The organism is Caulobacter vibrioides (assembly GCF_002858865.1).
Lineage (GTDB): Bacteria > Pseudomonadota > Alphaproteobacteria > Caulobacterales > Caulobacteraceae > Caulobacter > Caulobacter vibrioides.
This window is the reverse complement of the sequence record NZ_PJRR01000021.1, coordinates 42,713-64,791: the sequence shown is the minus strand read 5'-3', so window position 1 is coordinate 64,791 and position 22,079 is coordinate 42,713. Positions and strand designations below refer to the sequence as shown.

Below are 22,079 nucleotides of genomic sequence, written 5' to 3'. Positions count from 1 at the left end.
AGAGGGAGGCGCGCATGAAGGCCTGGAAGCCGCTTGTCGCGGGTGTGGCGGTTCTGGCTGTCGCGGGCGCGACGGCCTGGCATTTCCGTTTCGACCTGATCGTGATGCTGGCCAAGGCCCGGCAGCCGAAGATCGAAGCCAATATGCCGGTGACCTGGGCCAAGGGGCCGCAAGCGCCGCCGGCGGACGGTCAGCGGCCGCCCAATATCGTGTTCATTCTCGCCGACGACCTCGGCTACAACGACATTACGCTGAATGGCGGCGGCGTCGCGGGCGGCACAGTACCCACGCCCGCCATCGACTCGATCGCCAAGGAGGGGGTCACCTTCGCCAACGGCTACAGCGGCAACGCCACCTGCGCGCCCTCGCGCGCGGCGATCATGACCGGCCGCTATGCCACGCGCTTTGGCTTTGAGTTCACCCCGACGCCCGTGGCCTTCTCACGCGTGGTCGGCGGCCATGCCGGCGATCCTCTGCATCCCTCGCGCTTCAATCAGGCCGAGGTGAAGAACATGCCCAAGGACGAGAACGTCCTGGCCGTGCCCGCCGCCGAGGTGACGATCGCCGAGGCGCTCAAGACCAAGGGCTATCACACCATTCACCTGGGCAAGTGGCATCTGGGCGGCGTCAAAGGTTCGCGCCCGGAGGATCAGGGTTTTGACGAAAGCCTCGGCTTCATGGCGGGCGCCGCGCTGTTCGCGCCGGTCGGGGACCCCGGCGTGGTGGAGTCGCGCCAAGACTGGGATCCGATCGACAAGTTCCTCTGGGGCGCAGCGCCGTTCGCCGTGCAGTTCAACGGCGGCAAGCTGTTCAATCCCAGCCACTACATGACCGACTACCTGACAGACGAAGCGGTGAAGGCGATCGACGCCAACAAGAACCGGCCGTTCTTCATGTATCTGGCCTACAACGCCGTCCACACGCCGTTGCAGGCGCCCAAGGCCGACTATGATGCGCTGTCGCACATCAAGGATCACCGGATGCGCGTCTATGCAGCCATGGTCCGCAACCTCGACCGCAACGTCGGCAAGGTGCTGCAGGCGCTGAAGGACCGGGGGCTGGACGACAACACCCTGGTGATCTTCACCTCGGACAACGGCGGCGCGAACTACATTGGCCTGCCGGACATCAACAAGCCCTATCGCGGCTGGAAGGCGACCTTCTTCGAGGGCGGGATCAAGGTGCCGTTCCTGCTGCGTTGGCCCGAGCAGCTGCCGGCCGGCGCAGTCTATCGCAGCCCGGTGGGCCATGTGGACATCTTCGCCACGGCCGCCGGCGCCGCCGGTGCGCCCACACCCAAGGATCGGGTTCTGGACGGCGTCGACCTCGTGCCGTTCGTGAAGGGACAGTCCTCGGGCGATCCGCACAAGGCGATCTTCTGGCGTTCGGGCGGCTACAAGACGGTGCTCGCAGGCGGCTGGAAGCTGCAGGTGGCCAAGGAGCCGAACAAGACCTGGCTCTTTGACCTGTCCACCGATCCGACCGAGCGCCAGGAGCTGTCCAAGGCGCGGCCCGAGAAGCTGCGTGAGATGCAGGCGATCATGGCGCAGCTGGACGGACAGATGATGAAGCCGACCTGGCCGTCGCTGATTTCGGGCGCCTTCTATATCGACCATCCGGGCGGCCAGAAGGCCAAGCCCAGCGACGAGTACATCTATTGGGAAAACTGACGGCGCTTCCCGTCCTGATGCTTCTGGCGCTGGCCGGCTGCGGCCAGCCGGCGCCCAAGGCTTGCCTGGCGGACCTGCCGGTTCCAGATCCCCAGAACCGCACGGCGGGTATGGTTCGGCTGGCGGGCGGCGACTTCCAGATGGGCGCTGCGCCGCTGCGTCCGGAGGAGGGACCGCCCCAGACGGTCACGGTCCCGCCGTTCTGGATCGATCAGACAGAGGTCACCAACGCCGCCTTCGCGCGGTTCGTCGAGGCCACGGGTTATCGCACCGTGGCCGAGCGACCGCTCGACCCCGCGCGCTACGCCCACGTACCGGCGGCGCAGCGGCGTCCGGCCTCGCTCGTCTTCGTGGGGGCGAAGGGGGCGAGGTCGGACGATCCTTCCCAATGGTGGCAGGTGATCCCCGGCGCCGACTGGCGACATCCCGAAGGTCCCGGCTCGAACATCCGGGGCAGGGACGCCTGGCCGGTGGTGCATATCGCGTGGGAGGACGCCATGGCCTACGCCCGCTGGCTGGGCCGTGACCTGCCCACAGAGGCCGAATGGGAGTACGCCGCGCGCGGCGGGCTGGTTGGCAAGCGCTACACCTGGGGCGACCAGGCTCAGGATCCTGCAAGGCCACGCGCCAATACCTGGCAAGGCGTGTTCCCGGCCCAGGACCTTGGCAATGACGGCTTCAAGGCCAAGCCCGCGCCGGTCGGCTGCTTCCCGGCCAACGGCTATGGCCTGCGCGACATGGCCGGCAATGTCTGGGAGTGGACCCGCGACTGGTTCAAGCCGGGCCTGGATCCGGTCAGCGTCCTCGAGACGGGCGGACCGCCCGAGGCCCGCGCCCTGGATCCTGAGGACCCGAACACGCCCAAGCACGTCGTGAAGGGCGGTTCGTTCCTGTGCGCCGACGACTACTGCTTCCGCTATCGACCTGCGGCGCGAACGCCGGGGCCGCCGGATAGCGGCGCATCGCATGTCGGTTTCCGCACAGTGCTCCGCGCCGAGCGCTGAGCGCTCAGTTCACTGCGTTGGCCTGTTCGGGCTTCCACAGGCGCTCGTCGTTGTGCACGCCGTGCGACTCGAAGCCCAGCGCAGGCCGGGTCCTGATGTTCAGCTGCCCCGCGAGGCCCGCCTTGCGGTGATGCTCGATGGCGTGCATCTCGGGCGACAGGGCCATGGCCTGAAAGGCGGCGAGGGAAGGGTACTCGGCCAGAGCGACCGCGTCCCACATCTCCTCAACCTCGCCCAGAAGCAGGCCGGTGACCGCGCCACTGTAGCGAATGCGCCCCCCCAGGGCCTCGACCAAACCCGAAACGACGGCGCCGTAGCGGGCGTAGGCCTCGCGGCCGGAAAGCTCGGGTTCCGAGCCGTCCGGATACTCGGCCTTATCTTTGAACTTCAAGAGATTGACCATGACGAACGGACCATCGTCCGGCGCGCCGAAAAACTCTTGGAACTGCTCGGGGCTGGGAAAGACTGTGTTGACGACCTTCATCGAAACGCTCCCGGTTAAGCTTGCGGCAGGCCGGCGACGAGGCCGTCCAGCAGGGCGGCGATCTCGACGGGGCTGTCTTCCTGCACGAAGTGGCCGCCTTTCAGCGTGGTGTGGGCCACGTTCTTGGTTCCCGGAACGCGGGCCAGGAACATCGCTTCGCCGCCGCGCGTGATCGGATCGGCGTCGCTGAACGCGGTGACGAAGGGCTTGTCGAACGTCTCAAGCACGGCCCAAGCGGCCTTGTTCTCCTCGACCGAGGCGTGCTCCGGCGTGATCGGCACCAGGGCGGGGAAGATCCGCGCGCCTTCCTTGTAGCTTTCGTCCGGGAAGGGCGCGTCATAGGCGGCGCGCTCGGCGTCGGAGAGATCGCGCGCCGTACCGCCGTTCAGGATGAAGCCGACCGGCAGCTCCGGCGTGTTCTGGCTGAAGTTCAGCCAGGCCTCGAAGCCCTCGCTCTTGCCGACGCCGATCGGCAGGCCGGTATTGGAAACCACGACGGCGGAGAAGCGCTCCGGGAACGCTGCTACCAGGCGCAGGCCGATCAGGCCGCCCCAGTCCTGGCAGAACAGCACGATGTCCTTCAGGTCGTTCTGTTCCAGCCACGCGCTCATCCAGGCCACGTGGCGCTCGTAGGTGTAGTCGGTCCGCTTGGCGGGTTTGTCGGACCGGCCGAAACCCACCAGGTCCGGCGCGACGACGCGATGGCCCTTGGCGACCAGTTCGGCGATCACCTTGCGGTAGAGATAGGCCCAGGACGGTTCGCCGTGCATCAGCAGGATCGGCCGCTGATCCTTCGGGCCCTCGTCGACATGGTGGATGCGCAGGGCCGTACCGTCCGCGTCGGTCACCTCGGTGTAGTGCGGCGCGAAGCTCCAGTCCGCCAGGCCTTCAAACCGCTCATCCGGCGTTCGCAACACGTCCATGGATTTCCTCCGCCCGTCGAAATTTATATTGACACTATAAGTGCCATTATGTCGCCTATGGGTCAAGGACGAGATGGAGAGGGCGGATGCGCAAGGTCTGGATCGGGTTGGGAGTCGCCGCCGGCGTGATCGCTGTGGGTCTTGGGACCGCCTGGCTGATGCGCGAGCGTCTGGCGCAGGCGGCCATGCGCAAGGTCTATGAGCAGGTCCTGGCTGTCGACACGATGCAGGATCTGCCCGACGGCCTGCATGTGGGCCTCTGCGGCGCCGGTTCACCCATGGCTGACCCGCTGCGGTCGGGACCCTGTGTGGCGGTGGTCGCGGGCAAGGACCTGTTCGTCGTCGACTCCGGGTCAGGCTCGACCCGCAATCTGCTCCTGATGAACATGCCGCCGCCGCGGGTCAGCGCGGTGTTCATCACCCACTACCACTCCGACCACATCGCCGATCTTGGCGAGCTGATGTTGCAGCGCTGGGCGGGCGGCGCCTCGAAGACCCCGACGCCGGTCTATGGTCCGCAGGGGCTGGAGCAGGTCGTTCAGGGCTTCGAGCAGGCCTATACGCTGGATCGCGGCTATCGCATCGCCCACCACGGCGAGGCCGTCGCGCCGCCGTCGGGCTTTGGCGGCGATCCGCGCCCGTTCGTGGCGGACCCGGCGGCGCCGGATGTCCTGGTGCTGGAGAAGCCTGGCCTGAAGGTCTGGGCCTTCCCCGTGGCGCACCATCCGGTCGAGGGCGCGGTCGGCTATCGGTTCGAATACAAGGGCCGCAGCGTCGTGATCAGCGGCGACACCGGGCCGTCGGAGCGCCTGGTGAAGGCGTCCAAGGGCGCGGATCTGTTGTTGCATGAGGGCCTGGCCCCGAACCTCGTCGCCGTCCAGAAAGAGGTCGCCGACAAGATGGGCCGCGACAACTACGCCAAGATCTTCCACGACATTCTCGACTACCACACCGCTCCGGAGGTTGCGGCCGAGGAGGCCAAGGCGGCGGGCGTCGGGGCGCTGATGTTCTATCACATCATCCCGCCGCTGCCGGTGCGCGCGCTGGATGGTCCGTTTCTGGGCCGCTCGCGAGAGATCTTCGACGGGCCGATCAAGGTGGGCCGCGATGGCGACTTCGCCTCGTTGCCGGTCGGCTCGAAAGAGATCAAGTGGTCCAACCGCTTGCTCGCCCTCTAGATTGGACTTGGCCCCGCGCCGGTCGCGGAGCTAAGCAGGGCGGAACACAGGGAGGTCCCGTTCGTGAGTTCCGCGCCGCGCTATCTTCAAGCGGGGGCCGATGTCGAGCCCGAAGCCCCCGCTGCGGATGGTCGCCGCCGGCGGTCTCAGGACAGCCGCGCCCGGATCGTGCAGGCCATGCTCGATCTGGTGCGCGAAGGGGACATCTCGCCCTCGGCGGAACTGGTCGCCACCCGCGCGGACGTCGGACTGCGGACCGTCTTCCGCCATTTCAAGGACCTTGAAAGCCTCTATCTCGAGATGTCGGCGGTGATCGAGGGCGAGCTGATGTCGCTGGTCCACACACCGTTCAAGGGCGCGACCTGGCGCGACCGGGTGCTGGAGCTGGTCGAGCGCCGTGGGTGGGCGTACGAACGGATTGCGCCCTTCAAGCGCGCCTCCGAGGTTCTGCGCCATAGCTCCGCGACGCTCGTGGCCGACAACACCAAGATGGTGGAGATTTCGCGAGAGATCCTGCGTCGCCAGCTGCCGCCCGAGATCGCCGAGGACCGCATCCGCTTTGAAGGCATCGACCTTCTGCTGAGCTTCGACGCCTGGCACCGTCTTCGCCGCGATCAGGAGCTGTCGCCCAAGCGCGCGACGGAGGTTCTGCAGGCGATGATCAGCGGTCTCCTGGAGACGGCGTCGGGGTCCTGAGCGCCAATGCGAAAACGCGCCGACCCCGCCTTGGGAGCCGGCGCGTCCAAGCGCTTGCGCCGCCTATAGCGAGCGCTCTCCGGGCCGTGCGCCGCGCGAGGTGGACCCGCCCTTACGACCGGCGTTGGCGGCGAGATCTCGATCCTTGGCGAAGCTGCGTTTCTCGCTGGGAACGCTGGCGCCGCCCTTCCTGGCGATCTCGCGGCGGCGTTCTGGATCCATGGCGGCAAAACCGCGACGGCCGCGGGGACGTTCGCTATCGGTGTCCATCTGGGGCTCCTCGTGGGGACTGGTCACAGGCGGAACGCATCGGAGGCCGCGCCATAGGGACGGTCGTCCGCGGGATCGACCGGTGAAGAGGGCGGGGGCTCCTCGACGGGGGCGACGCCGGGCTCGTACTCGGGCGGCTTGGGCTCGATCGGAGGCGGGGCGTCGGGGTCGGTCACGGGCGTCGTTTCCTCTGCGTTCCAATGAACTAACCGGTGAAGCCGCTTTCGGTTCACCGATCCGCCCGACTAATTGCGCCGTAGGGTAAACACCGCCGTCCTGGGAGGCGGGCGACCCTCACCTAGTCGAGGCCGGCTGGGAGGGGCGGCGGCATCAGCCGCGCGGCCCGCCACCGGGGCCGCCCATCCGACCTGGCCCCTTGCCGTCGCGCGACTGGCGCAGGCCTCTTTGTGCAGGCGTCCTGGGCAGTTCAGCCAGACGGAGCTGTCCGTCTTTGTCGGTGTCCAGCAGTGCGAAGCGGGTCTTGGCGGCCTTGGTCGCCTCATCGCGCGTGATCCGCCGGTCGAAGTCACCATCCGAGGCCATAACCGGCTGCGGTTCGGCGATCAGCCCGTAGAACGCGGCGCCTTGCAGCACGTTCGCGCCCTGAGGCCGTCGGCGAGGCGCCTCGCCGCCGCCGTCCTGTCCAAGTCCCATGGGGCCGCGGCGGAGCGAACTGGGCGCGGGTCCGCCCAGGATCTCCGGCGCGACGCGGTTCTCATAGGCAGAGACCTCGAAAGCATCGATGACGCCGCTACGGTCGGTATCCAGCGTTGCGAAGAAGCGCAGGGCGTCGGCGACGAACTCGTCGCGGGTCAACGCGCCGTCGTGGTTGGCGTCGGCGCCGCCGAACCAGATCTCGACGGGATAGGGCGCGTTGGGCGGGGCGCGGAAAGGCTCTCCCGCAGGGCTGATGAAGAGCTGTTGACCGCCCGCCTCGCGGCGCGGGCCATCATCGTCGGGCGGTCCGGGGCGTCCGCCAGGACCCCCGGGCGGTGCGCTGGCGCAGGCGGCCAGAACCGTGGCGAGGGCGGCCGTCAGGCCTAGCAGGCGAAGCGTCATGCGGGTGTCTCCAAGCAGTGACGCCATGGAGACCACAAGCTTGGCTTTGAGATGACCAAACAGGCCGAGCGCCTCTCGGCGTCGAAACAATCCAGGCCCGTTCCCGCCGCAATCAGGCCGGCAGCTTGACCGTGGCGCGCAGGCCGCCGCCCAGACGGTTGGCCAGAACCACATCGCCACCGTGCGCCCGGGCCAGCGAGCGGACCACGGCCAGCCCCAGGCCAATGCCGCCCGTCTCGCGATTGCGTGACGGCTCACCGCGATAGAACGGCTCGAAGACGCGCTCCAGCTCTGCCGGCGGCACGCCGGGGCCGTCGTCGTCGATCTCGATGATCGCCATGCCGTCCTCGGAGAACACCCTGCCGCGCGCGCGGCCGCCGTACTTCAAGGCGTTCTCGACGAGGTTGGAGACCAGACGCTTGAGGGCGACGGGATCGCCTTCGATCACGGTCTTTTCGGACCGCTCGACGGTCGCGTCGCCGCCCGTCTCGGCGGCTTCGTCCATCACGCTTTCCAGCAGCGAGGACAGCTCCAGCTTCGTGCGTTCGGCGGGGCGATTGGTGTCGCGTACGAAGCCCAGGGTGGCGGAGATCATCGCCTCCATCTGGTCGATATCGGCCGCGAGCTTGGGCCGGATATCTTCGGGCGCCGCCTCAATCCGGAACTTCAGGCGCGTCAGCGGCGTGCGCAGGTCGTGAGCGATCGCGCCGACCATGGCCGTACGGTCCTCGACATAGCGGCGCAGACGCTCCTGCATCATGTTGAAGGCGCTGGCGGCGGCCACCACCTCGCCCGATCCGGTCATGTTGAGCGGCGGGGTGCGAGGATCCTTGCCCAGGCGTTCGGCGGCATCGGCGAAAGCGGTGATGGGCTGCGCCAGGCGGCGAGCGAACAGCCAGGCCAGCGGCGTCACGGCGATCACCGACAACAGCAGGATCAGCAGGATGCGTTGCTGCCAGCTGTCGAAGCGCAGGGTGGGCTTGGGTTCGACGACCAGCCAGCGGCCGTCGCTCTGCCGAACGCCGACCTTGAAGTCGCCAAAGATCAGGGGCTCGTCGCGAGCCTGAGCGCTACGCGCGTTGTCACCGCCGCCCGGCGCGCCGCCTTCACGAGCGAAGGGCTCGCGCGCGCCTGGCCGACCATTCGCTCCCGCCGGCGGCGCGTCGGGCCTGGGCGGGGTGACCGGCGTGCGACGGACGAAGAAGCGCGGGCCGTTGTCGATCTGCAGTTCGACGCGATTGGCCGGCACGCCCAGCGCCTTGCCGATACCGGCCTTGAAGTCGGCGCGACGCGGCGTCTCGGGGTTGCCCGCGCGGATCGAGCCGTCTTGCTTGACGACCAGAAGCCGCCCGTCGCGCGGCTGAACCGGCTGGCCGGTCTTGAGCGCCCGGACGATCTCGCTGGAGCGATAGAATTCCGGGGGCGGCGGGGGCAGGGTGAAGATAACCGCGATCGAAATCAGCTGGGCCGCCACCAGGGTGACGATCACCAGTTCCAGCGCCTGAACGAACAGCGGCGCGCCGCGCCGGGACAGGATCATGGGGTGCGCACGACCTTGGCGGTGAACATGTAGCCTTCGCTGCGGATGGTGCGGATCAGCTCGCTGCCGCCGCCGTCATCGAGCTTGCGGCGCAGGCGGCTGATCTGAACGTCGATGGCGCGATCATAGGCGTCGCTGTCGCGGCCCCGCGCCAGATCCAGCAACTGGTCGCGCGTGAGGACGCGCTGGGGACGCTCGACGAAGGCGCGCAGCAGCGAGAACTCGCCGCTGGACAGGTTCACCACGATCGACTGGGGCGAGCGCAGTTCGCGACGCACGAGGTCCAGGCGCCAACCGGCGAACTCGCAGGCCGCGCCCATCGCGTCATCCACCGTGCGCGGCTCCTGGCGGCGACGCAGCACGGCGCGGACACGAGCCAAGAGCTCGCGCGGATTGCAGGGCTTGGGCAGATAGTCGTCGGCGCCCAGCTCCAGGCCGACGATGCGGTCGGTTTCCTCGCCCATCGCCGACAGCATGATGATGGCGGGCGCTTCGGGTGTCGCTGACAGCCGGCGGCAGATGGCCAGGCCGTCTTCGCCGGGCAGCATGACGTCGAGCACGATCAGGTCGATCGGCCCCCGCGCCAGAACCTGCTCCATCGTGCGGCCATCCTGGGCGGTCTCGACCACATAGCCGTGCTTGGCGAGAAAGTCGGACACCACGTCGCGTATGCCCGGATCGTCATCGACGATCAGGATCCGCGAAGGCGCCCCGCGGACGGCCTCGAGCTCGCTTTGGGCGGCGTTTTGGACGTTTTCCATGCGAATTTCCTGTCACGCCCCCGTCACGTTCAGATTTCACGGCTGAAACAGCCGCGCAACCCAGCCCGCGACCGGACGTCTCAGGCCTGCCTAGCCGGGGGAATTGTTCTTCGGGATCGTGAAGCCGGCGCCTTGGGCCTTCATCGCCGCGACCACGCGATCGCCGACAAAGGGATTGCCCCGGCGCTCGGCCCCGAAGGTCGACATCGGACCATGACCCGGCACGAAGCGAACATCCTCGCCCAGCGGCCAGAGCTTCTGGGTGATGGAATCGATCAGATCCTGGTGGTTGCCCATCGGAAAGTCTGTGCGGCCGATCGAGCCCTGGAACAGCACGTCGCCGACCTGGGCGAACTTGGTCTCGCGGTGGAAGAACACCACGTGCCCGGGCGTGTGACCGGGGCAGTGGAAGACCTCGAACTCGGTCTCCCCCAGAGTGACCGTGTCGCCGTCGTCCAGCCAGCGATCGGTGACGAAGATCCGGGCCTCGGGCATGCCGTACATCTCGCCGCTGTCCTGGATGCGGTCGATCCAGAACTGGTCGTCCTTGTGGGGCCCTTCGATCGGGACGCCGGCTCGCGCCTTCAGTTCGGCCGCGCCGCCGGCGTGGTCCATGTGGCCATGGGTGATCCAGATCTTCTCCAGGGTCAGACCCTTGTCGGCGATGGCCTTGAGCAGACGGTCGACCTCGCCGCCGGGATCGATCACGGCCGCTTTCAGGGTCTTGGCGCACCAGACGATCGTGCAGTTCTGCTGCAGCGGGGTGACCGGGGCGATCACGGCGCCGATCGGCATGGTCTGGGTCATGGAAACTCCTTGGCTGCCCGCAACATAGACGCAGGGCCCGCTCAAATGAAGAAGGCCCGGGATCGCTCCCGGGCCTTCGTTTTCCGTAGAAACGGCGTTGCTCAACTCACGTCGTCAACACCGCACCCATCGCCCTAGGCGGGCGAGTTCGGGTCGGTCTCTTCGGTGATGTCGATACCCTTGGCCAGCTTCGAGTGCCAGTAGCCGTAGGCGATATAGATGATTGCGCCGACGGCGGCATAACCGCCCAGGATCATCAGCGGCAGCGGATTGTCGTTCATCGCGTGAACGATCATCGGCTGGAAGTTCTGATAGGCCAGGAACAAGCAGGCCGCGATGCCGGCCGCCGCCGTGAAGATGCCGCCCGGCACCTTGAACGGACGCGGCAGGTCGGGGTGCTTGATGCGCAGATAGATCACCGACAGGCAGACGATCGAGAAGGCCACGGCGGTGCCCAGCGACACCAGATCGCCCAGCAGGCTGATCGGCAGGAACGAGGCGGCGATGGCGATCACCACGCCCAGCAGGATGGTGCCCAGCCAGGGGGTGCGGAACTTGGGGTGGATCTCGGCGAACACCTTCGGCAGCAGGCCGTCGCGGGCCATGGTGTAGAAGATGCGGGTCTGGCCGTAGCACAGCACCAGCATAACCGACGACAGACCCGTGATGGCGCCGATCTTGATGGCGAAGCTGAGCAGGTTCAGCTTGCCGCCCTCAGCCGCGGCGTACGGGATGTCGGCCCATTCCAGACCCATGCGGTCGATAGCGACGGCGATCGGGGCCGGGCTGGCCAGTTCACGGAAGGGGACGACGCCAGTCATGACGGCGGCCACGGCCATGTAGATCAGCGTACAGATGATCAGGGCACCCAGGATGCCGATCGGCACGTCGCGCGAGGGGTTCTTGGCCTCGGCGGCGGCGGTCGAAACGGCTTCGAAGCCGACATAGGCGAAGAAGATGATGGCGGCGCCGCGGAAGATGCCGCCGATGCCGAACTCGCCGGGCTGACCGGTCGGCTCGGGGATGAAGGGGTGCCAGTTGGCCGGATTGATGTACTGCGCGCCGACCGCGATGAACGTGACCAGCACGATCACCTTGATGACCACGATGGCGTTGTTGACGTTGGCGGACTCGCTGACGCCGACCACCAGCAGGGCCGAGACCATGGCGATGCCGATGGCGGCCACCAGGTTCAGCGTGCCGGTCATGGCGAACATCGTGCCGCCGCCGGGCGCGGCCACGGCTTGGATCAGCGGCGTCGCCCACATCGGGGCGTCAGCGCCGGCGACCTGGATCATCGGGAAGTTGATCCCCAGTGCGTGCAGGGTACTGACCACATAGCCCGACCAGCCGACCGCCACGGTCGAGGCGGCCACGCCGTACTCGAGCACGAGCAGCCAGCCCATGATCCAGGCGAAAACCTCGCCCAGGGTGCCGTAGGCGTAGGTGTAGGCGGAGCCCGAAACCGGCATGGTCGAGGCCAGTTCAGCGTAGCACAGGCCGGCCAGGGCGCAGGCGATGCCCGCGACGATGAACGACAGCATGATGGCGGGGCCGGCGTTGGCCGAGGCCACCTGACCCGTCAGCACGAAGATGCCGGCGCCGATGATGGCGCCGACGCCCAGGCTCATCAGATTGATGGGACCCAGCGTACGCTTAAGCTGGCTATGCGCGGCCTCCTTCTGGATGCTCGCGATCGACTTTTTCAAAAATAGCCTGTTTCCGGCCATGTGTGCGTTTCCCCAACGACCAGCGAACCTCCGCCGGTCAGGCATTGGGGGCGGACGTTAGTCAGAGAGGCGCCTTTGCGCAACGCCTTGCGGTGACGGATGCGATTTCAGGGGCTATGCCTCCACCCAATGCTGCCGATCGAGAATGTCCTGCCCGCGCTGAAGGCGGCGCTGCTCGCAAACAACGCGACCGTCTTGGTCGCGCCGCCCGGCGCGGGCAAGACGACGGCTGTTCCCTTGGCGCTCCTGGATGCGCCGTGGGTCGAGGGCCGCAAGATCATTCTCCTGGAGCCAAGGCGTCTGGCCGCCCGCGCGGCGGCCGCGCGCCTGGCGTCCAATCTGGGCGAAACCGTCGGCGATACGGTCGGTTTCCGCGTCCGCCTGCAGTCGAAAGTCTCGGCGCGGACGCGGATCGAGGTCGTCACCGAGGGTGTGTTCACCCGCATGATTCTTGACGATCCCGGTCTGGACGGGGTCGCGGCCGTGTTGTTCGACGAGTTCCACGAGCGCAGCCTCGACGCGGATCTGGGCCTGGCCTTCGCCCGCGATGTCCAGAGCGTGCTGCGCGAGGACCTGCGGCTGCTGATCATGTCGGCGACGCTGGACGGCGCCCGCATCTCCTCGCTTTTGAATGATGCGCCGGTCGTTGAGAGCCAGGGGCGGATGTTCCCGGTCGACACCCGCTACCTGGGCCGCGACGAGCGTCAGCGGCTGGAGGAGCGGGTCGGACGGGCGGTCGAGCGGGCCCTGGCCGAGGAGAGCGGCTCTATCCTCGTATTTCTCCCCGGCCAGGGCGAGATCCGGCGCGCGGAAAGCTGGCTGAACGAGCGCCTGCGCCGTTCCGACGTCGATATCGCGCCGCTGTATGGGGCCCTGGAGCCGGCGGCGCAGGATCGCGCCATTTCTCCGGCCCCGGCCGGGCGACGCAAGGTCGTGCTGGCCACCTCGATCGCCGAGACCAGCCTGACCATCGAGGGCGTGCGGGTGGTGATCGACGCAGGCCAGGCGCGCGTGCCGCGCTTTGATCCGGCCTCGGGCATCACGCGGCTGGAGACCGTGCGCGTCAGCCGCGCCGCCGCCGACCAGCGAAGAGGCCGCGCCGGCCGCACCGAACCCGGCGTCTGCTACCGCCTGTGGGACGAGCCCGAGACGCGGTCGCTGCCCGCCTTCGCCCGGCCCGAGATCCTGGAAGCCGACCTGTCGCGCCTGGCGCTGGATCTGGCGCGCTGGGGGACCAAGGACCCCGGCGACCTGACCTTCCTCGACCCGCCGCCCGCCGCCGCCTTCGCCGAGGCGCGGACGCTGCTGACCCGCGTCCAGGCCCTCGACGCCCAGGGTGACCTGACCGCCCACGGCAAGGCCCTGGCCGATCTGCCGCTGCCGCCGCGTCTGGCGCACATGGTCGCGCGTGGCGCCGCCTCGGGCCAGGCGCGCGAGGCGGCCGAGATCGCCGCCGTGCTGACCGAGCAGGGGCTGGGCGGCCGCGATGTCGACCTGCGGCGGCGGCTGGAGGGCCTGCACCGCGATCGCTCGCCGCGCGGCCGCGACGCCATGGCCTTGGTCGAGCGCTGGTCGCGCGCGGCGGGGCGAGCTTCGGGCGCCAAGACCCTGGAGATCGGCCTGCTGCTGGCCGAGGCCTATCCCGAGCGGGTGGCCAAGGCGCGCGGCAAGGCAGGCGAGTTCCAGCTGGCCGGCGGTCGCGGCGTCTATCTGGAGCCGACCGATCCCTTGGCCCGCGAGGCCTGGCTGGCCGTCGGGGAACTGGGCGGCGGCGACAGCCGCGACCGCATCCTGCTGGCCGCCGCCGTTGATGAGGCGCAGCTGCGCGAGACCTTCGCCGATCGTCTGGTCGCCGAGGACCGGCTGGAGACCACCGGCGGCAAGGTGCGCGCCAAGCGCCTGCTGCGCCTGGGCAAGCTCGTCCTGGAAGAGCGACTGATCGAAAACCCCGACCCGGCGATGATCGCCGGCGCGCTGATGGACAAGGTCCGGGCGGAAGGGCTGTCGGCCCTGCGCCTGGGCGAGCGGGGCAGGGCGCTGCTGGACCGCGTGGCCTTCCTGCGCGACGTTGATGGCGAGGCCTGGCCGGACCTGTCCGAGCCCGCCCTGATCGAACGCCTCGATGAATGGCTCGAGCCGCTGCTGGCCGGGCGCTCGTCGCTGGAGAGCCTGGATGAGGGCGCGCTGCACGACGCGCTGAAGACCCTGGTGCCATGGGACCTGCAGCGGAAGATGGACACCCTGCTGCCCGCCCGCTTCGAGGCCCCGACCGGCAACAGCTTCGCCATCGACTACGCCGCCGAGGGCGGACCCCGCGTCGAGGTGCGGGTCGGCGAGCTCTACGGCCTGGCCGAGCACCCCAGCGTCGCCGGCGGCAAGGTGCCGCTGACGCTCTCTCTGCTCTCGCCCGCCCACCGCCCGATCCAGATCACCAAGGACCTGCCGGGCTTCTGGAAAGGCTCCTGGCGTGAGGTGAAGGTCGAGATGAAGGGGCGCTATCCGAGGCATGTCTGGCCGGATGATCCGGCCAGCGCCGCGCCGGTGACGCGGGCGAAGCCGCGGGGGACGTGAGGGCAGGTGACTCTGGAGCTTGGCCGGACACTTCAAACATACCGACCTCCCCGGCGAATGCCGGGGTCCAGATTCATCGGGGGAGTTTTGGGCTGACGCGCCATCGCTCCGGGATGAACGGATGAGCATCGCTGGGTTCGATCTGGATCCCGGCGTTCGCCGGGAAGGTCGGCTTTAGGGAGAGCGCTCTGAGACGGCTCACGACCCTAGTCGGACATCCGAACCGCTTCATGCTATCCGTCTTCAATGAACGATGCGGTCGAAAGCAAATGCGAATGTGCCGCTCTTCCAGATTTGGCCGTCGTGCCGATGGGGGGAGACGACCTAGACTTGAGAGTGTTCGCGACGCTTAGTCGCGTCCGTGAGCACAGTGGCCCGCAATGGTGGCTGTATTTTTCGAAATGCAAAGCCTGCGGTCAGAATTGGCTTGTTGCGCAGGAGGAGCGCGTCTTCGACGACTATTTTCTGAAGCGCCTGAATGTCGCTGAAGCTGATGAGATCGTAACGAGCGAGCGTTGGCCGGGGGAATTCAGCACCTACGAACGAGTGCTGACCGTGGGGCACGCCCTCAGCCGTCCATGCAGGTTCTTCGATCCGCTAGCCTCAAGCTTGGTCTGGACGGCACGCGACCTTCGCAAGGAACGTCCGGCAATGACGTGTGAGGAAATTGCTCAACTGATCGGCTCCACCTCTGCGGAAGTCGAATTGATGCTCGCCGCCAACGTCCCCTAACACCCAAATCAGGCCCATCTTCTGTCTTCATTCCGCGCACGAGGCGCGGGATGACGGCAGGTCTAAGCGCGGAAAACCACACCCCGCCGACGTTCGACCCGCTCTACCCCGTCACCGTATAGATCATGATCCCCGTGGCCACCGACAGGTTCAGGCTGTCGGCCCGGCCGCGCATCGGGATCTTCACATTCACGTCGCACGCCGCCGCCAGTTCCGGCGGCAGACCCTGTTGCTCATTGCCCATCAGGATCAGCGACGGCTTCACATAGTCGGCGGACTTGTGGTCGACCGTGGCGGTGAGCAGGGTCCCGACCACGCTGCCCGGCCACGTCTCGCGCCAGGCCAGGAATTCAGGGGTCGTGGCCTTGGCGATCTTGACCGCGAAGATCGAGCCCATGGTCGCGCGGACGCCCTCGACCGAATAGGGATCGACGCAGTCGCCGACCAGGATCACCCCGCCGCAGCCGGCCGCGTCGGCGGTGCGGATGACGGTGCCGAGATTGCCGGGATCGCGGACGGCCTGCATGGCCACCCAGCAGGGCGCGCTTTCGGGGACGATGGCCGACAGTGGCGTGAACACCTGGCGGAAGACGGCGACCACGGCCTGCGGGTTGTCGCGGCGCGAGACCTTCTCAAGGATTTCGCGATTGACCTCAATGACTTCGCCGCCGGCCTTGAGGCACGCCGCTACGGCCTTTTTCAGCATCGGGTGATCGGCGGCGTCGGGGCCGTACATGACGATCTTCGGCGCATGGCCGCAGTCGATCGCCTCAATGACGATCTTCAGGCCCTCGGCCAGGAACAGGCCGCTGTCCTCGCGCTCCTTGCGCATGTGCAGGGCGCGGACGGCCTTGACGGTATTGTTGGTTAGGGAGGTGACGGTCTTGGTGTTCATGGCCGCTACCCCTCCGAAGACCAGCGGGCGAAGAACGACAGCCCGATCTGGCGGTCGCCCTTTTCCTCGACGAGGGACAGCTCGCCCCAGTCGATCACGCCGCCGCGTCCTTGCAGCTCCTGCGCCAAGAGGCCCGACATCGCCGCGCCCGAGACGCGGGCGGCATAGGCGTTCATCAGCAGGAACGAGGCGTCTTGGCTCAGCAGGGCCGCGCAGTCCTTGGTCAGGGCGGCCAGGTCTTCGAACAGGCGCCAGACCTCGCCGTCGGCGCCGCGGCCGAACTTGGGCGGGTCCAGGATGATGCCGTCATAGACATTGCCGCGACGCACTTCGCGGGCCACGAACTTGCGGGCGTCCTCGACGATCCAGCGGATCGGCTTGTCGGCGAGCCCGGCAAAGGCGGCGTTCTCGCGCGCGAAGCCGACCGACTTCTTGGAGGCGTCGACGTGGGTGACGGCCGCGCCGGCGGCGGCGCAGACCAGTGAAGCCACGCCCGTATAGCCGAACAGATTCAGCACCTTGGGCTGCGGGCCTGAGCCTGCGCACAGCGCCCGCACGCGCTCGTCCTGCCAGGCCCAGTTGGCGGCCTGCTCAGGGAAGAAGGCCAGGTGGCGGAAGGGCGTGAACTGGCCGTGGAACTTCGCCGGGCCCCACCCCAGGTCGAACTTCTCGATCGGCTTGCCCTTGAAGCGCCAGCGGCCGGCCTCGTCCTCGTCGGTGGGGTCGAAGACGGCGTCGGCGTTGTCCCATACCTTCTGGTCCAGGCGCGGCGCCCAGAAGCACTGCGGCTCGGGACGCACGACGGTGTAGCGGCCGTAGCGCTCCAGCTTCTTGCCGTGGCCGCTGTCCAGCAGGGCGTAGTCGGCCCAGCCGGTGGTGCGCATGACGATGGGGGCGGGGGCGATCTTCGGAGCCATCGTCCGCCCATACCGCCTTAGGCCCGGGGGCGTCCAGAGCGCGGCGTATGCAGGGTCTTGTCCCAGTGGTGCGGCGCGGTCACGAACTGATGCAGCGCCTTGACCGCCGCCACGCTCTGGCAGAGCCAATAGGCGGGCATGCCCAGCAGGTGCAACGCCTTGGGCCGGCCGCCGGCCCGCATCACGCCGCGCGCCCCGGCGATGGCGGCCGCTCCCCATCCCGCGAAGTAGAGAACAAGGTCGTGCGGCGGGATCTGAAAGGCCGCGTCAGGCAGGAAATCGACGAGGGCCAGCGCGATCGCCACGCCCATGACGGGTCCATGCAGATGCGATGAGGCGACCGACTGGGCCAGGGTCAGGATCAGGGCGATGGCGTTGCGCGGCTGGCGCGGGACCGGGCCGCGCGCATGAACCGCGAGCGTTTGCATATGACCCTTGATCCAGCGCGCGCGCTGCGGGAACCACTGGGCGCGTGTGGTCGGGGCGGTCTCCCAGGTGGGACGATGGATGACGTCCAGCCGGTAGCCCGCCGCCGCGAGCCGGAACCCGACATCCGCATCCTCGGTCACATTGTACGGATCCCACGCGCCAATCTCGCGCAAGGGGGCGATCTTGAAGTGATTGCTGGTGCCGCCCAGCGGGAACGGCAGGCCCCAGCGGGCCAAGGCCGGAAGCAGCACCTCGAAATGCGCGGCGTATTCCAGTCGAAACTGCGACGGCAGGAAAAGCGAGAAGCCGGGGTCCTCGATGCGAAGCGGCGCTTGCAGGCAGGCCAGACGCGCGTCGGACGCGGCGAACCGCGCGGCCGCCTCGCGCAGTTGCCCAGGATCCGGCATGTCCTCGGCGTCGTAGATCACCACCAGATCGCCGCGCGCACGCTCCAGCGCATAGTTGCAGGCCCGAGGCTTGGTGCGCGGGGTTCCGGGCGGAACCACCAGCACCTGGATGAAGCTTGGCAGATCCAGCGCGCGGGCGGCCGCGCGGGTGACCTCGTCGTCGGCCTCCAGCACGATCAGCGCCTGCAGACGGTCGCGCGGGTAGTCGATGGCGGCGAGGCTTGCGACCAGCTCCGGCAGAACCTCCGCCTCGCGGTAGAGGGGCGTGATGAGCGTGTAGCTCGGCAGGTCGGCCTCGGCCAAGGCCGGGCTGTGATGCCTCGGCAAGGGCGTCATCGCCGCCGCGAGCCGGGTCAGGCCAACAAGCAGAAAGATGAAGAAGAACAGGTGATGCGTGGCGACCATGCTCTCCATCGGCGCCAGTGCGACGCCGAGCGCGGCGAGCAGCCCGGCGATCGCCACCCCGACAGCCTGGGGTTGTGAGAGCGAGCGATGGGCCCCGTCGCGATCCGGGACGCCTGCCCCGGGACCGCCCCGCAGGATTTCGCCCTGTTCGACGGACACAGGTCCGCGCGCCGGCGCAAGCGCCGGTTCCAGCCGTCTGTCTTCGCGCGCCATGGATGCCCCTGGATACGCCAATCGCCCCAACGGAGCCGATAACGGAATCTCAACCAAAAAGTGTCAAATGAAAAAATACTCGTTTCAGGACGCAGTTCATCGCCGCCGCGAGGCGCGGGGCGACCTCACGGACTGGCTTGCGACGGCTGGGTGATTCCCGTTTAGTGTTCTTCGGGGGATACTGAGGGGAAGCTAGGTCCGTGACCGTCGTTTTGAAGAAGCCGCACAAGTCCGCGCGAAAACCCAAGGGTGACGGGCACTTGCGCCGGGGCGAGATCTTGGCGGCGGCCGAGAAGATCTTTATCGCCGAGGGCTATGCCGGCGCCACGATCCGCAAGATCGCCTACGCCGTGGGGGTGTCCTCGACCGCGCTCTACATGCACTTTCGCGACAAGGACCAGATCCTGCTGGAGATCAGCAACGACGCGATCGAGCGTCTGCTGGACCTGAACATCCAGATCGCCGGTCAGCCGATCGACCCGCTGTCGCGCGTTCGCTTGATGCTCGAAGCGTACATGCGCTTCGCGCTCGACAACCCCAACACCTACCAACTGGTGTTCTGCAGCACTGGGGATCACGTCAAGTCCGACAAGATCGGCGAGACCATGGCGCTGGGCGATCGTTGCTTCGAGAAGTTCAGCGAGCCGGTCCACGAGATCGCGGCCCAGGGGCGCCTTCGGTCAGGATCGGCGGTCCAGGCGGCCGAGGTGCTGTGGAGCGGTTGCCACGGCCTGGTGTCGCTGCTGATCACCAAGCCGTCACGTGGCTGGTCCGAGCCGGAGCAGTTGATGAGGGTGATGCTGGACGGGCTGCTGCACGGTCTGGTCACGGACTGAGGCCATGAACGCCGCCAAGGCCTTCTGCGCCCTCGCGGCGGCGATGGCGCTCGTCCCGGCCGGGGCGTGGGCCGCGCCGCGCGTGATGTCGCTCGACTCTTGCGCCGACCAGTATGTGCTGGCCCTGGCGCCGCGCGAGGCGATCGTGGGCCTCTCGCACCGCGCGGTCGCTCCCGACAGCTACCTGCGCGACAAGGCCGCCGGTCTGCCTTTGCGCCGCGCCACGTTCGAGAGCCTGGTGTCCGCACGGCCGGCGCTTGTCGTCCGGCAATGGGGCGGCGATGCGCGGCTGACCAAGGCGCTGCAGGCCAAGGGCGTGGCGACTGTGACGCTGGACGACGCGACGGACTTTGACGGGGTTCGCGCCAACGTCCGCAAGGTCGCCGTCGCGCTGCACCGTCGCCCGCAGGGCGAGGCGCTGATCGCTGGGATGGACGCTCGCCTCAAGGCCGCCGCTGGGGCGGGCAGGGGGCGCGAGGCGCTCTACCTGACGCCGAGCGGCTATACCGCCGGCGCGAATACGCTGATCGATGCGATGTTGGGGGCGGCGGGCTATGCGAACGCGACCAAGGCGGCGTATTTCGCACCGGTGTCGTTGGAGCAGATGGTCATGACGCCGCCGGCCGCCGTGGTGCTGGGCATGTTCGACAGGGCGCGGGCCGGCGCGGACCGCTGGGGACCGGGACGGCACGCGGCCCTGCGTCGGGCGGTGGAGACGCGCGCCGTCGCTGAGCTGCCCGCCGCCATGGTCGGTTGCTCGGCCTGGTTCGCCGCCGACGGGGCGCTCGTTCTGGCCAAGGCCGCGCGATGAGCCTTCCGCGTCTGTGCTTGCTGATGGCCCTGGCGTTGGCGCTCGCGGCCGTTTTGGCCATCACCCTGGGCGAGACGGCCTTTTCTCTGAGCCAGTATGGCCAGGCCTTGCTGCAGCCCGCCTCGCCGCCGGGTGAAGTGCTTTGGACCATCCGTGCGCCGCGCGTGACGGTTGCGGCCCTGGTCGGCGCGGCGCTCGGCATGGCCGGGGCGACCCTGCAGGGGCTACTGCGCAATCCGCTGGCGGATCCAGGCGTCTTGGGCGTTTCGGCCGTTTCGGGGCTGGGCGCGGCCTTGGCGATCTCGGCGGGCCTTGCGGTGCTGCCGGGCGCGATCGAGCTGTCGGCCCTGGCCGGGGCGCTGGTGGCGGGCGGCGCCGTGGTCGTCGTGGCGGCGCGCTTTCGCGAGCCCGAAGCGCTGATCCTGTTCGGGGTGGCGCTGTCGGCCTTTGGCGGGGCCCTGACCGCCCTGGTGTTCAACCTGTCGCCGTCGCCGGTCGCCACGGCCGAGATCCTGGCCTGGCTGATGGGCTCGGTGGAGAACCGTGACCTGATGGATGCGCTAGGGGCGCTCGTCCCGATGGCCATCGGCGCTTTGCTGTGTCTGCGCGCCGGCGCAGGGCTGCGCATGCTGACCCTGGGCGAGGACGCAGCGCGGATGTCGGCGCTGCCGATGGCGCGTCTGCGGATCTATGCGGTGGCCGGCTCGGCCTTACTGACCGGGGCGGCGGTGGCGGCTTCAGGCGTGATTGGCTTTGTGGGCTTGGCCGCGCCGCATCTGGTGCGGGCGCTGGTCAGGGACGATCCCAAGCGGATCCTCTGGCCCGCCGCCCTGGCCGGGGCCCTGCTGGTGGTGCTGGCGGACCTGGCCGCGCGGATGATCCCGACCGAGCAGGAACTGAAGCTGGGCGTCGTCACCGCGCTGTTCGGCGCGCCCGTCTTCGCGCTGCTGGCCTGGCGCGCCGCGCGGAGCTGGCGGTCATGAGCGCGCTGTGGACCCTGAAGGACCTGTCGGCGCGGCAAGGGCGCAAGACCGTCCTGCAAGCCGCTTCGCTGTCGGTCTCGGCCGGGGAAGTGGTCGGCGTGGTCGGCCCCAATGGCGCGGGCAAGACCAGCCTGTTGCGCGCCGGGCTGGGACTGCTGCCCGCTGGGTCGGGAGAGGCGCATCTTTCGGGACTGGCGGTGGCTGACCTGGCGCCCGCCCCGCGCGCCAGGCTTGTGGGCTACATGCCGCAGGAGCGCCGTGTGGCCTGGAACGTGCCGGCCCGCATGGTGGCCGCGCTGGGCGCCAGCGACCTGCCGGACGCCGAGGCCGACGCTGTGGCGCTGGACTGCCTGCAGCGGGTCGGGGCCGCCGATCTCGCCGATCGCGGGGTGCTGGACATGTCGGGCGGCGAGCGGGCCAGGGTGCTGCTGGCGCGGCTGCTGGCGACCAGGGCGCCGCTGCTGGTGGCCGATGAGCCCGTGGCTGGCCTTGATCCTGACGCCCAACTGCTCACGCTCGACCTGCTGCGTAGCGAGGCTCAGCGCGGCGGCGCGGTGGTGGTGACGCTGCACGATCTTAGTCTGGCCGCGCGCAGCTGCGACCGGGTCGTGGTCGTCTCAGGCGGACGCATCGTGGCCGACGCGCCGCCGAGAGACGCGTTGTCGCGCGCCGTCCTTGCCGAGGTGTTCGGGCTGGACGGCGTCCTGATCGACACCGAGGCGGGACCCGTCCTGGCGGCCCGCCGCCGCGCTTGACGC

Annotated in this window: 22 protein-coding genes; 10 read left to right on the top strand and 12 right to left on the bottom strand. The window is 68.5% G+C overall.

Translation table 11 applies throughout. The features are described from left to right. The first annotated feature begins 14 nt into the window (after positions 1–14). Positions 15–1,670, top strand: coding sequence for a sulfatase-like hydrolase/transferase (locus CVUC_RS17715; protein WP_012640166.1), 1,656 nt, complete (start codon positions 15–17; stop codon positions 1,668–1,670). Next, a complete protein-coding gene (locus CVUC_RS17710; protein WP_096032881.1) occupies positions 1,658–2,674 on the top strand; it encodes a formylglycine-generating enzyme family protein in 1,017 nt (338 codons plus the stop codon). Before CVUC_RS17715 ends, CVUC_RS17710 begins: the two co-directional genes overlap by 13 nt. Positions 2,675–2,678: 4 nt before the next feature. Here CVUC_RS17710 and CVUC_RS17705 read toward each other — a convergent pair whose 3' ends face one another. Both CVUC_RS17705 and CVUC_RS17700 read right to left on the bottom strand, forming a co-directional pair. Then, the gene (locus CVUC_RS17705) at positions 2,679–3,158 is read right to left on the bottom strand and encodes a DUF1330 domain-containing protein (RefSeq protein WP_096032882.1); all 480 of its coding nucleotides are present in this window, start codon (positions 3,156–3,158) and stop codon (positions 2,679–2,681) included. Positions 3,159–3,172: 14 nt separating this feature from the next. Beyond that, the gene (locus CVUC_RS17700; RefSeq protein ID WP_096032883.1) at positions 3,173–4,081 is read right to left on the bottom strand and encodes a haloalkane dehalogenase; all 909 of its coding nucleotides are present in this window, start codon (positions 4,079–4,081) and stop codon (positions 3,173–3,175) included. An 86-nt stretch (positions 4,082–4,167) separates the two neighbouring features. Between CVUC_RS17700 and CVUC_RS17695 the strand changes: the two genes are divergently transcribed. Together CVUC_RS17695 and CVUC_RS17690 are read left to right on the top strand one after the other, a co-directional pair. After that, a complete protein-coding gene (locus CVUC_RS17695) occupies positions 4,168–5,259 on the top strand; it encodes an MBL fold metallo-hydrolase (RefSeq protein ID WP_096032884.1) in 1,092 nt (363 codons plus the stop codon). A 63-nt stretch (positions 5,260–5,322) separates the two neighbouring features. Then, entirely contained in the window at positions 5,323–5,955 is a 633-nt protein-coding gene (locus CVUC_RS17690) for a TetR/AcrR family transcriptional regulator (protein ID WP_010919061.1), read from the top strand. Between the two features lie 63 nt (positions 5,956–6,018). Here CVUC_RS17690 and CVUC_RS17685 read toward each other — a convergent pair whose 3' ends face one another. The 7 genes from CVUC_RS17685 to CVUC_RS17655 form a co-directional block, all read right to left on the bottom strand. Next, positions 6,019–6,252: a general stress protein gene (locus CVUC_RS17685; protein WP_010919062.1), complete on the bottom strand. Its 234-nt coding sequence runs from the start codon at positions 6,250–6,252 to the stop codon at positions 6,019–6,021. Beyond that, positions 6,249–6,401 (bottom strand): hypothetical protein, encoded by a 153-nt coding sequence (locus CVUC_RS17680; protein WP_024265676.1) that lies wholly within the window; start codon positions 6,399–6,401, stop codon positions 6,249–6,251. The genes CVUC_RS17685 and CVUC_RS17680 overlap by 4 nt, the downstream gene beginning before the upstream one ends. Before the next feature lie 154 nt (positions 6,402–6,555). Next, on the bottom strand, positions 6,556–7,284 hold the full coding sequence (locus CVUC_RS17675; RefSeq protein ID WP_164468091.1) for a hypothetical protein: 729 nt from the start codon (positions 7,282–7,284) through the stop codon (positions 6,556–6,558). 112 nt (positions 7,285–7,396) lie between these two features. Continuing rightward, a complete protein-coding gene (locus CVUC_RS17670) occupies positions 7,397–8,824 on the bottom strand; it encodes an ATP-binding protein (protein ID WP_010919065.1) in 1,428 nt (475 codons plus the stop codon). Further along, positions 8,821–9,585, bottom strand: coding sequence for a response regulator (locus CVUC_RS17665; RefSeq protein ID WP_096032886.1), 765 nt, complete (start codon positions 9,583–9,585; stop codon positions 8,821–8,823). Before CVUC_RS17665 ends, CVUC_RS17670 begins: the two co-directional genes overlap by 4 nt. A 90-nt stretch (positions 9,586–9,675) precedes the next feature. Continuing rightward, a complete protein-coding gene (locus tag CVUC_RS17660; protein WP_164468092.1) occupies positions 9,676–10,392 on the bottom strand; it encodes an MBL fold metallo-hydrolase in 717 nt (238 codons plus the stop codon). A gap of 134 nt (positions 10,393–10,526) precedes the next feature. After that, complete coding sequence (locus CVUC_RS17655) at positions 10,527–12,122, bottom strand: amino acid permease (protein ID WP_164468093.1); 1,596 nt, start codon at positions 12,120–12,122, stop codon at positions 10,527–10,529. A gap of 99 nt (positions 12,123–12,221) precedes the next feature. Between CVUC_RS17655 and hrpB the strand changes: the two genes are divergently transcribed. Together hrpB and CVUC_RS17645 are read left to right on the top strand one after the other, a co-directional pair. Continuing rightward, positions 12,222–14,693 carry an ATP-dependent helicase HrpB gene (gene hrpB / locus CVUC_RS17650; RefSeq protein WP_164468094.1) on the top strand — a complete coding sequence of 824 codons (2,472 nt, stop codon included), beginning with the start codon at positions 12,222–12,224 and terminating at the stop codon, positions 14,691–14,693. Positions 14,694–14,939: 246 nt separating this feature from the next. Beyond that, entirely contained in the window at positions 14,940–15,425 is a 486-nt protein-coding gene (locus CVUC_RS17645; protein ID WP_125469918.1) for a hypothetical protein, read from the top strand. 103 nt (positions 15,426–15,528) lie between these two features. On the opposite strand, the gene CVUC_RS17640 is transcribed toward CVUC_RS17645, so the two are convergent. The 3 genes from CVUC_RS17640 to CVUC_RS17630 are packed head-to-tail and all read right to left on the bottom strand — an operon-like array spanning position 15,529 to position 18,691. Continuing rightward, positions 15,529–16,320: a TrmH family RNA methyltransferase gene (locus CVUC_RS17640; RefSeq protein WP_096032891.1), complete on the bottom strand. Its 792-nt coding sequence runs from the start codon at positions 16,318–16,320 to the stop codon at positions 15,529–15,531. 5 nt (positions 16,321–16,325) lie between these two features. After that, a complete protein-coding gene (locus CVUC_RS17635; protein ID WP_096032892.1) occupies positions 16,326–17,237 on the bottom strand; it encodes a class I SAM-dependent methyltransferase in 912 nt (303 codons plus the stop codon). A gap of 17 nt (positions 17,238–17,254) precedes the next feature. Beyond that, positions 17,255–18,691, bottom strand: a complete 1,437-nt coding sequence (locus CVUC_RS17630; RefSeq protein WP_096032893.1) for a glycosyltransferase — start codon at positions 18,689–18,691, stop codon at positions 17,255–17,257. Between the two features lie 200 nt (positions 18,692–18,891). Here CVUC_RS17630 and CVUC_RS17625 point away from each other — a divergent pair, with 200 nt between their 5' ends. The 4 genes from CVUC_RS17625 to CVUC_RS17610 are packed head-to-tail and all read left to right on the top strand — an operon-like array spanning position 18,892 to position 22,076. Then, complete coding sequence (locus CVUC_RS17625) at positions 18,892–19,527, top strand: TetR/AcrR family transcriptional regulator (protein ID WP_096032894.1); 636 nt, start codon at positions 18,892–18,894, stop codon at positions 19,525–19,527. 4 nt (positions 19,528–19,531) lie between these two features. After that, entirely contained in the window at positions 19,532–20,338 is an 807-nt protein-coding gene (locus CVUC_RS17620; protein WP_096032895.1) for an ABC transporter substrate-binding protein, read from the top strand. Next, complete coding sequence (locus CVUC_RS17615) at positions 20,281–21,321, top strand: FecCD family ABC transporter permease (protein WP_096032896.1); 1,041 nt, start codon at positions 20,281–20,283, stop codon at positions 21,319–21,321. Before CVUC_RS17620 ends, CVUC_RS17615 begins: the two co-directional genes overlap by 58 nt. Then, positions 21,318–22,076 (top strand): ABC transporter ATP-binding protein, encoded by a 759-nt coding sequence (locus CVUC_RS17610; protein WP_096032897.1) that lies wholly within the window; start codon positions 21,318–21,320, stop codon positions 22,074–22,076. Before CVUC_RS17615 ends, CVUC_RS17610 begins: the two co-directional genes overlap by 4 nt. Positions 22,077–22,079 lie beyond the last annotated feature (3 nt).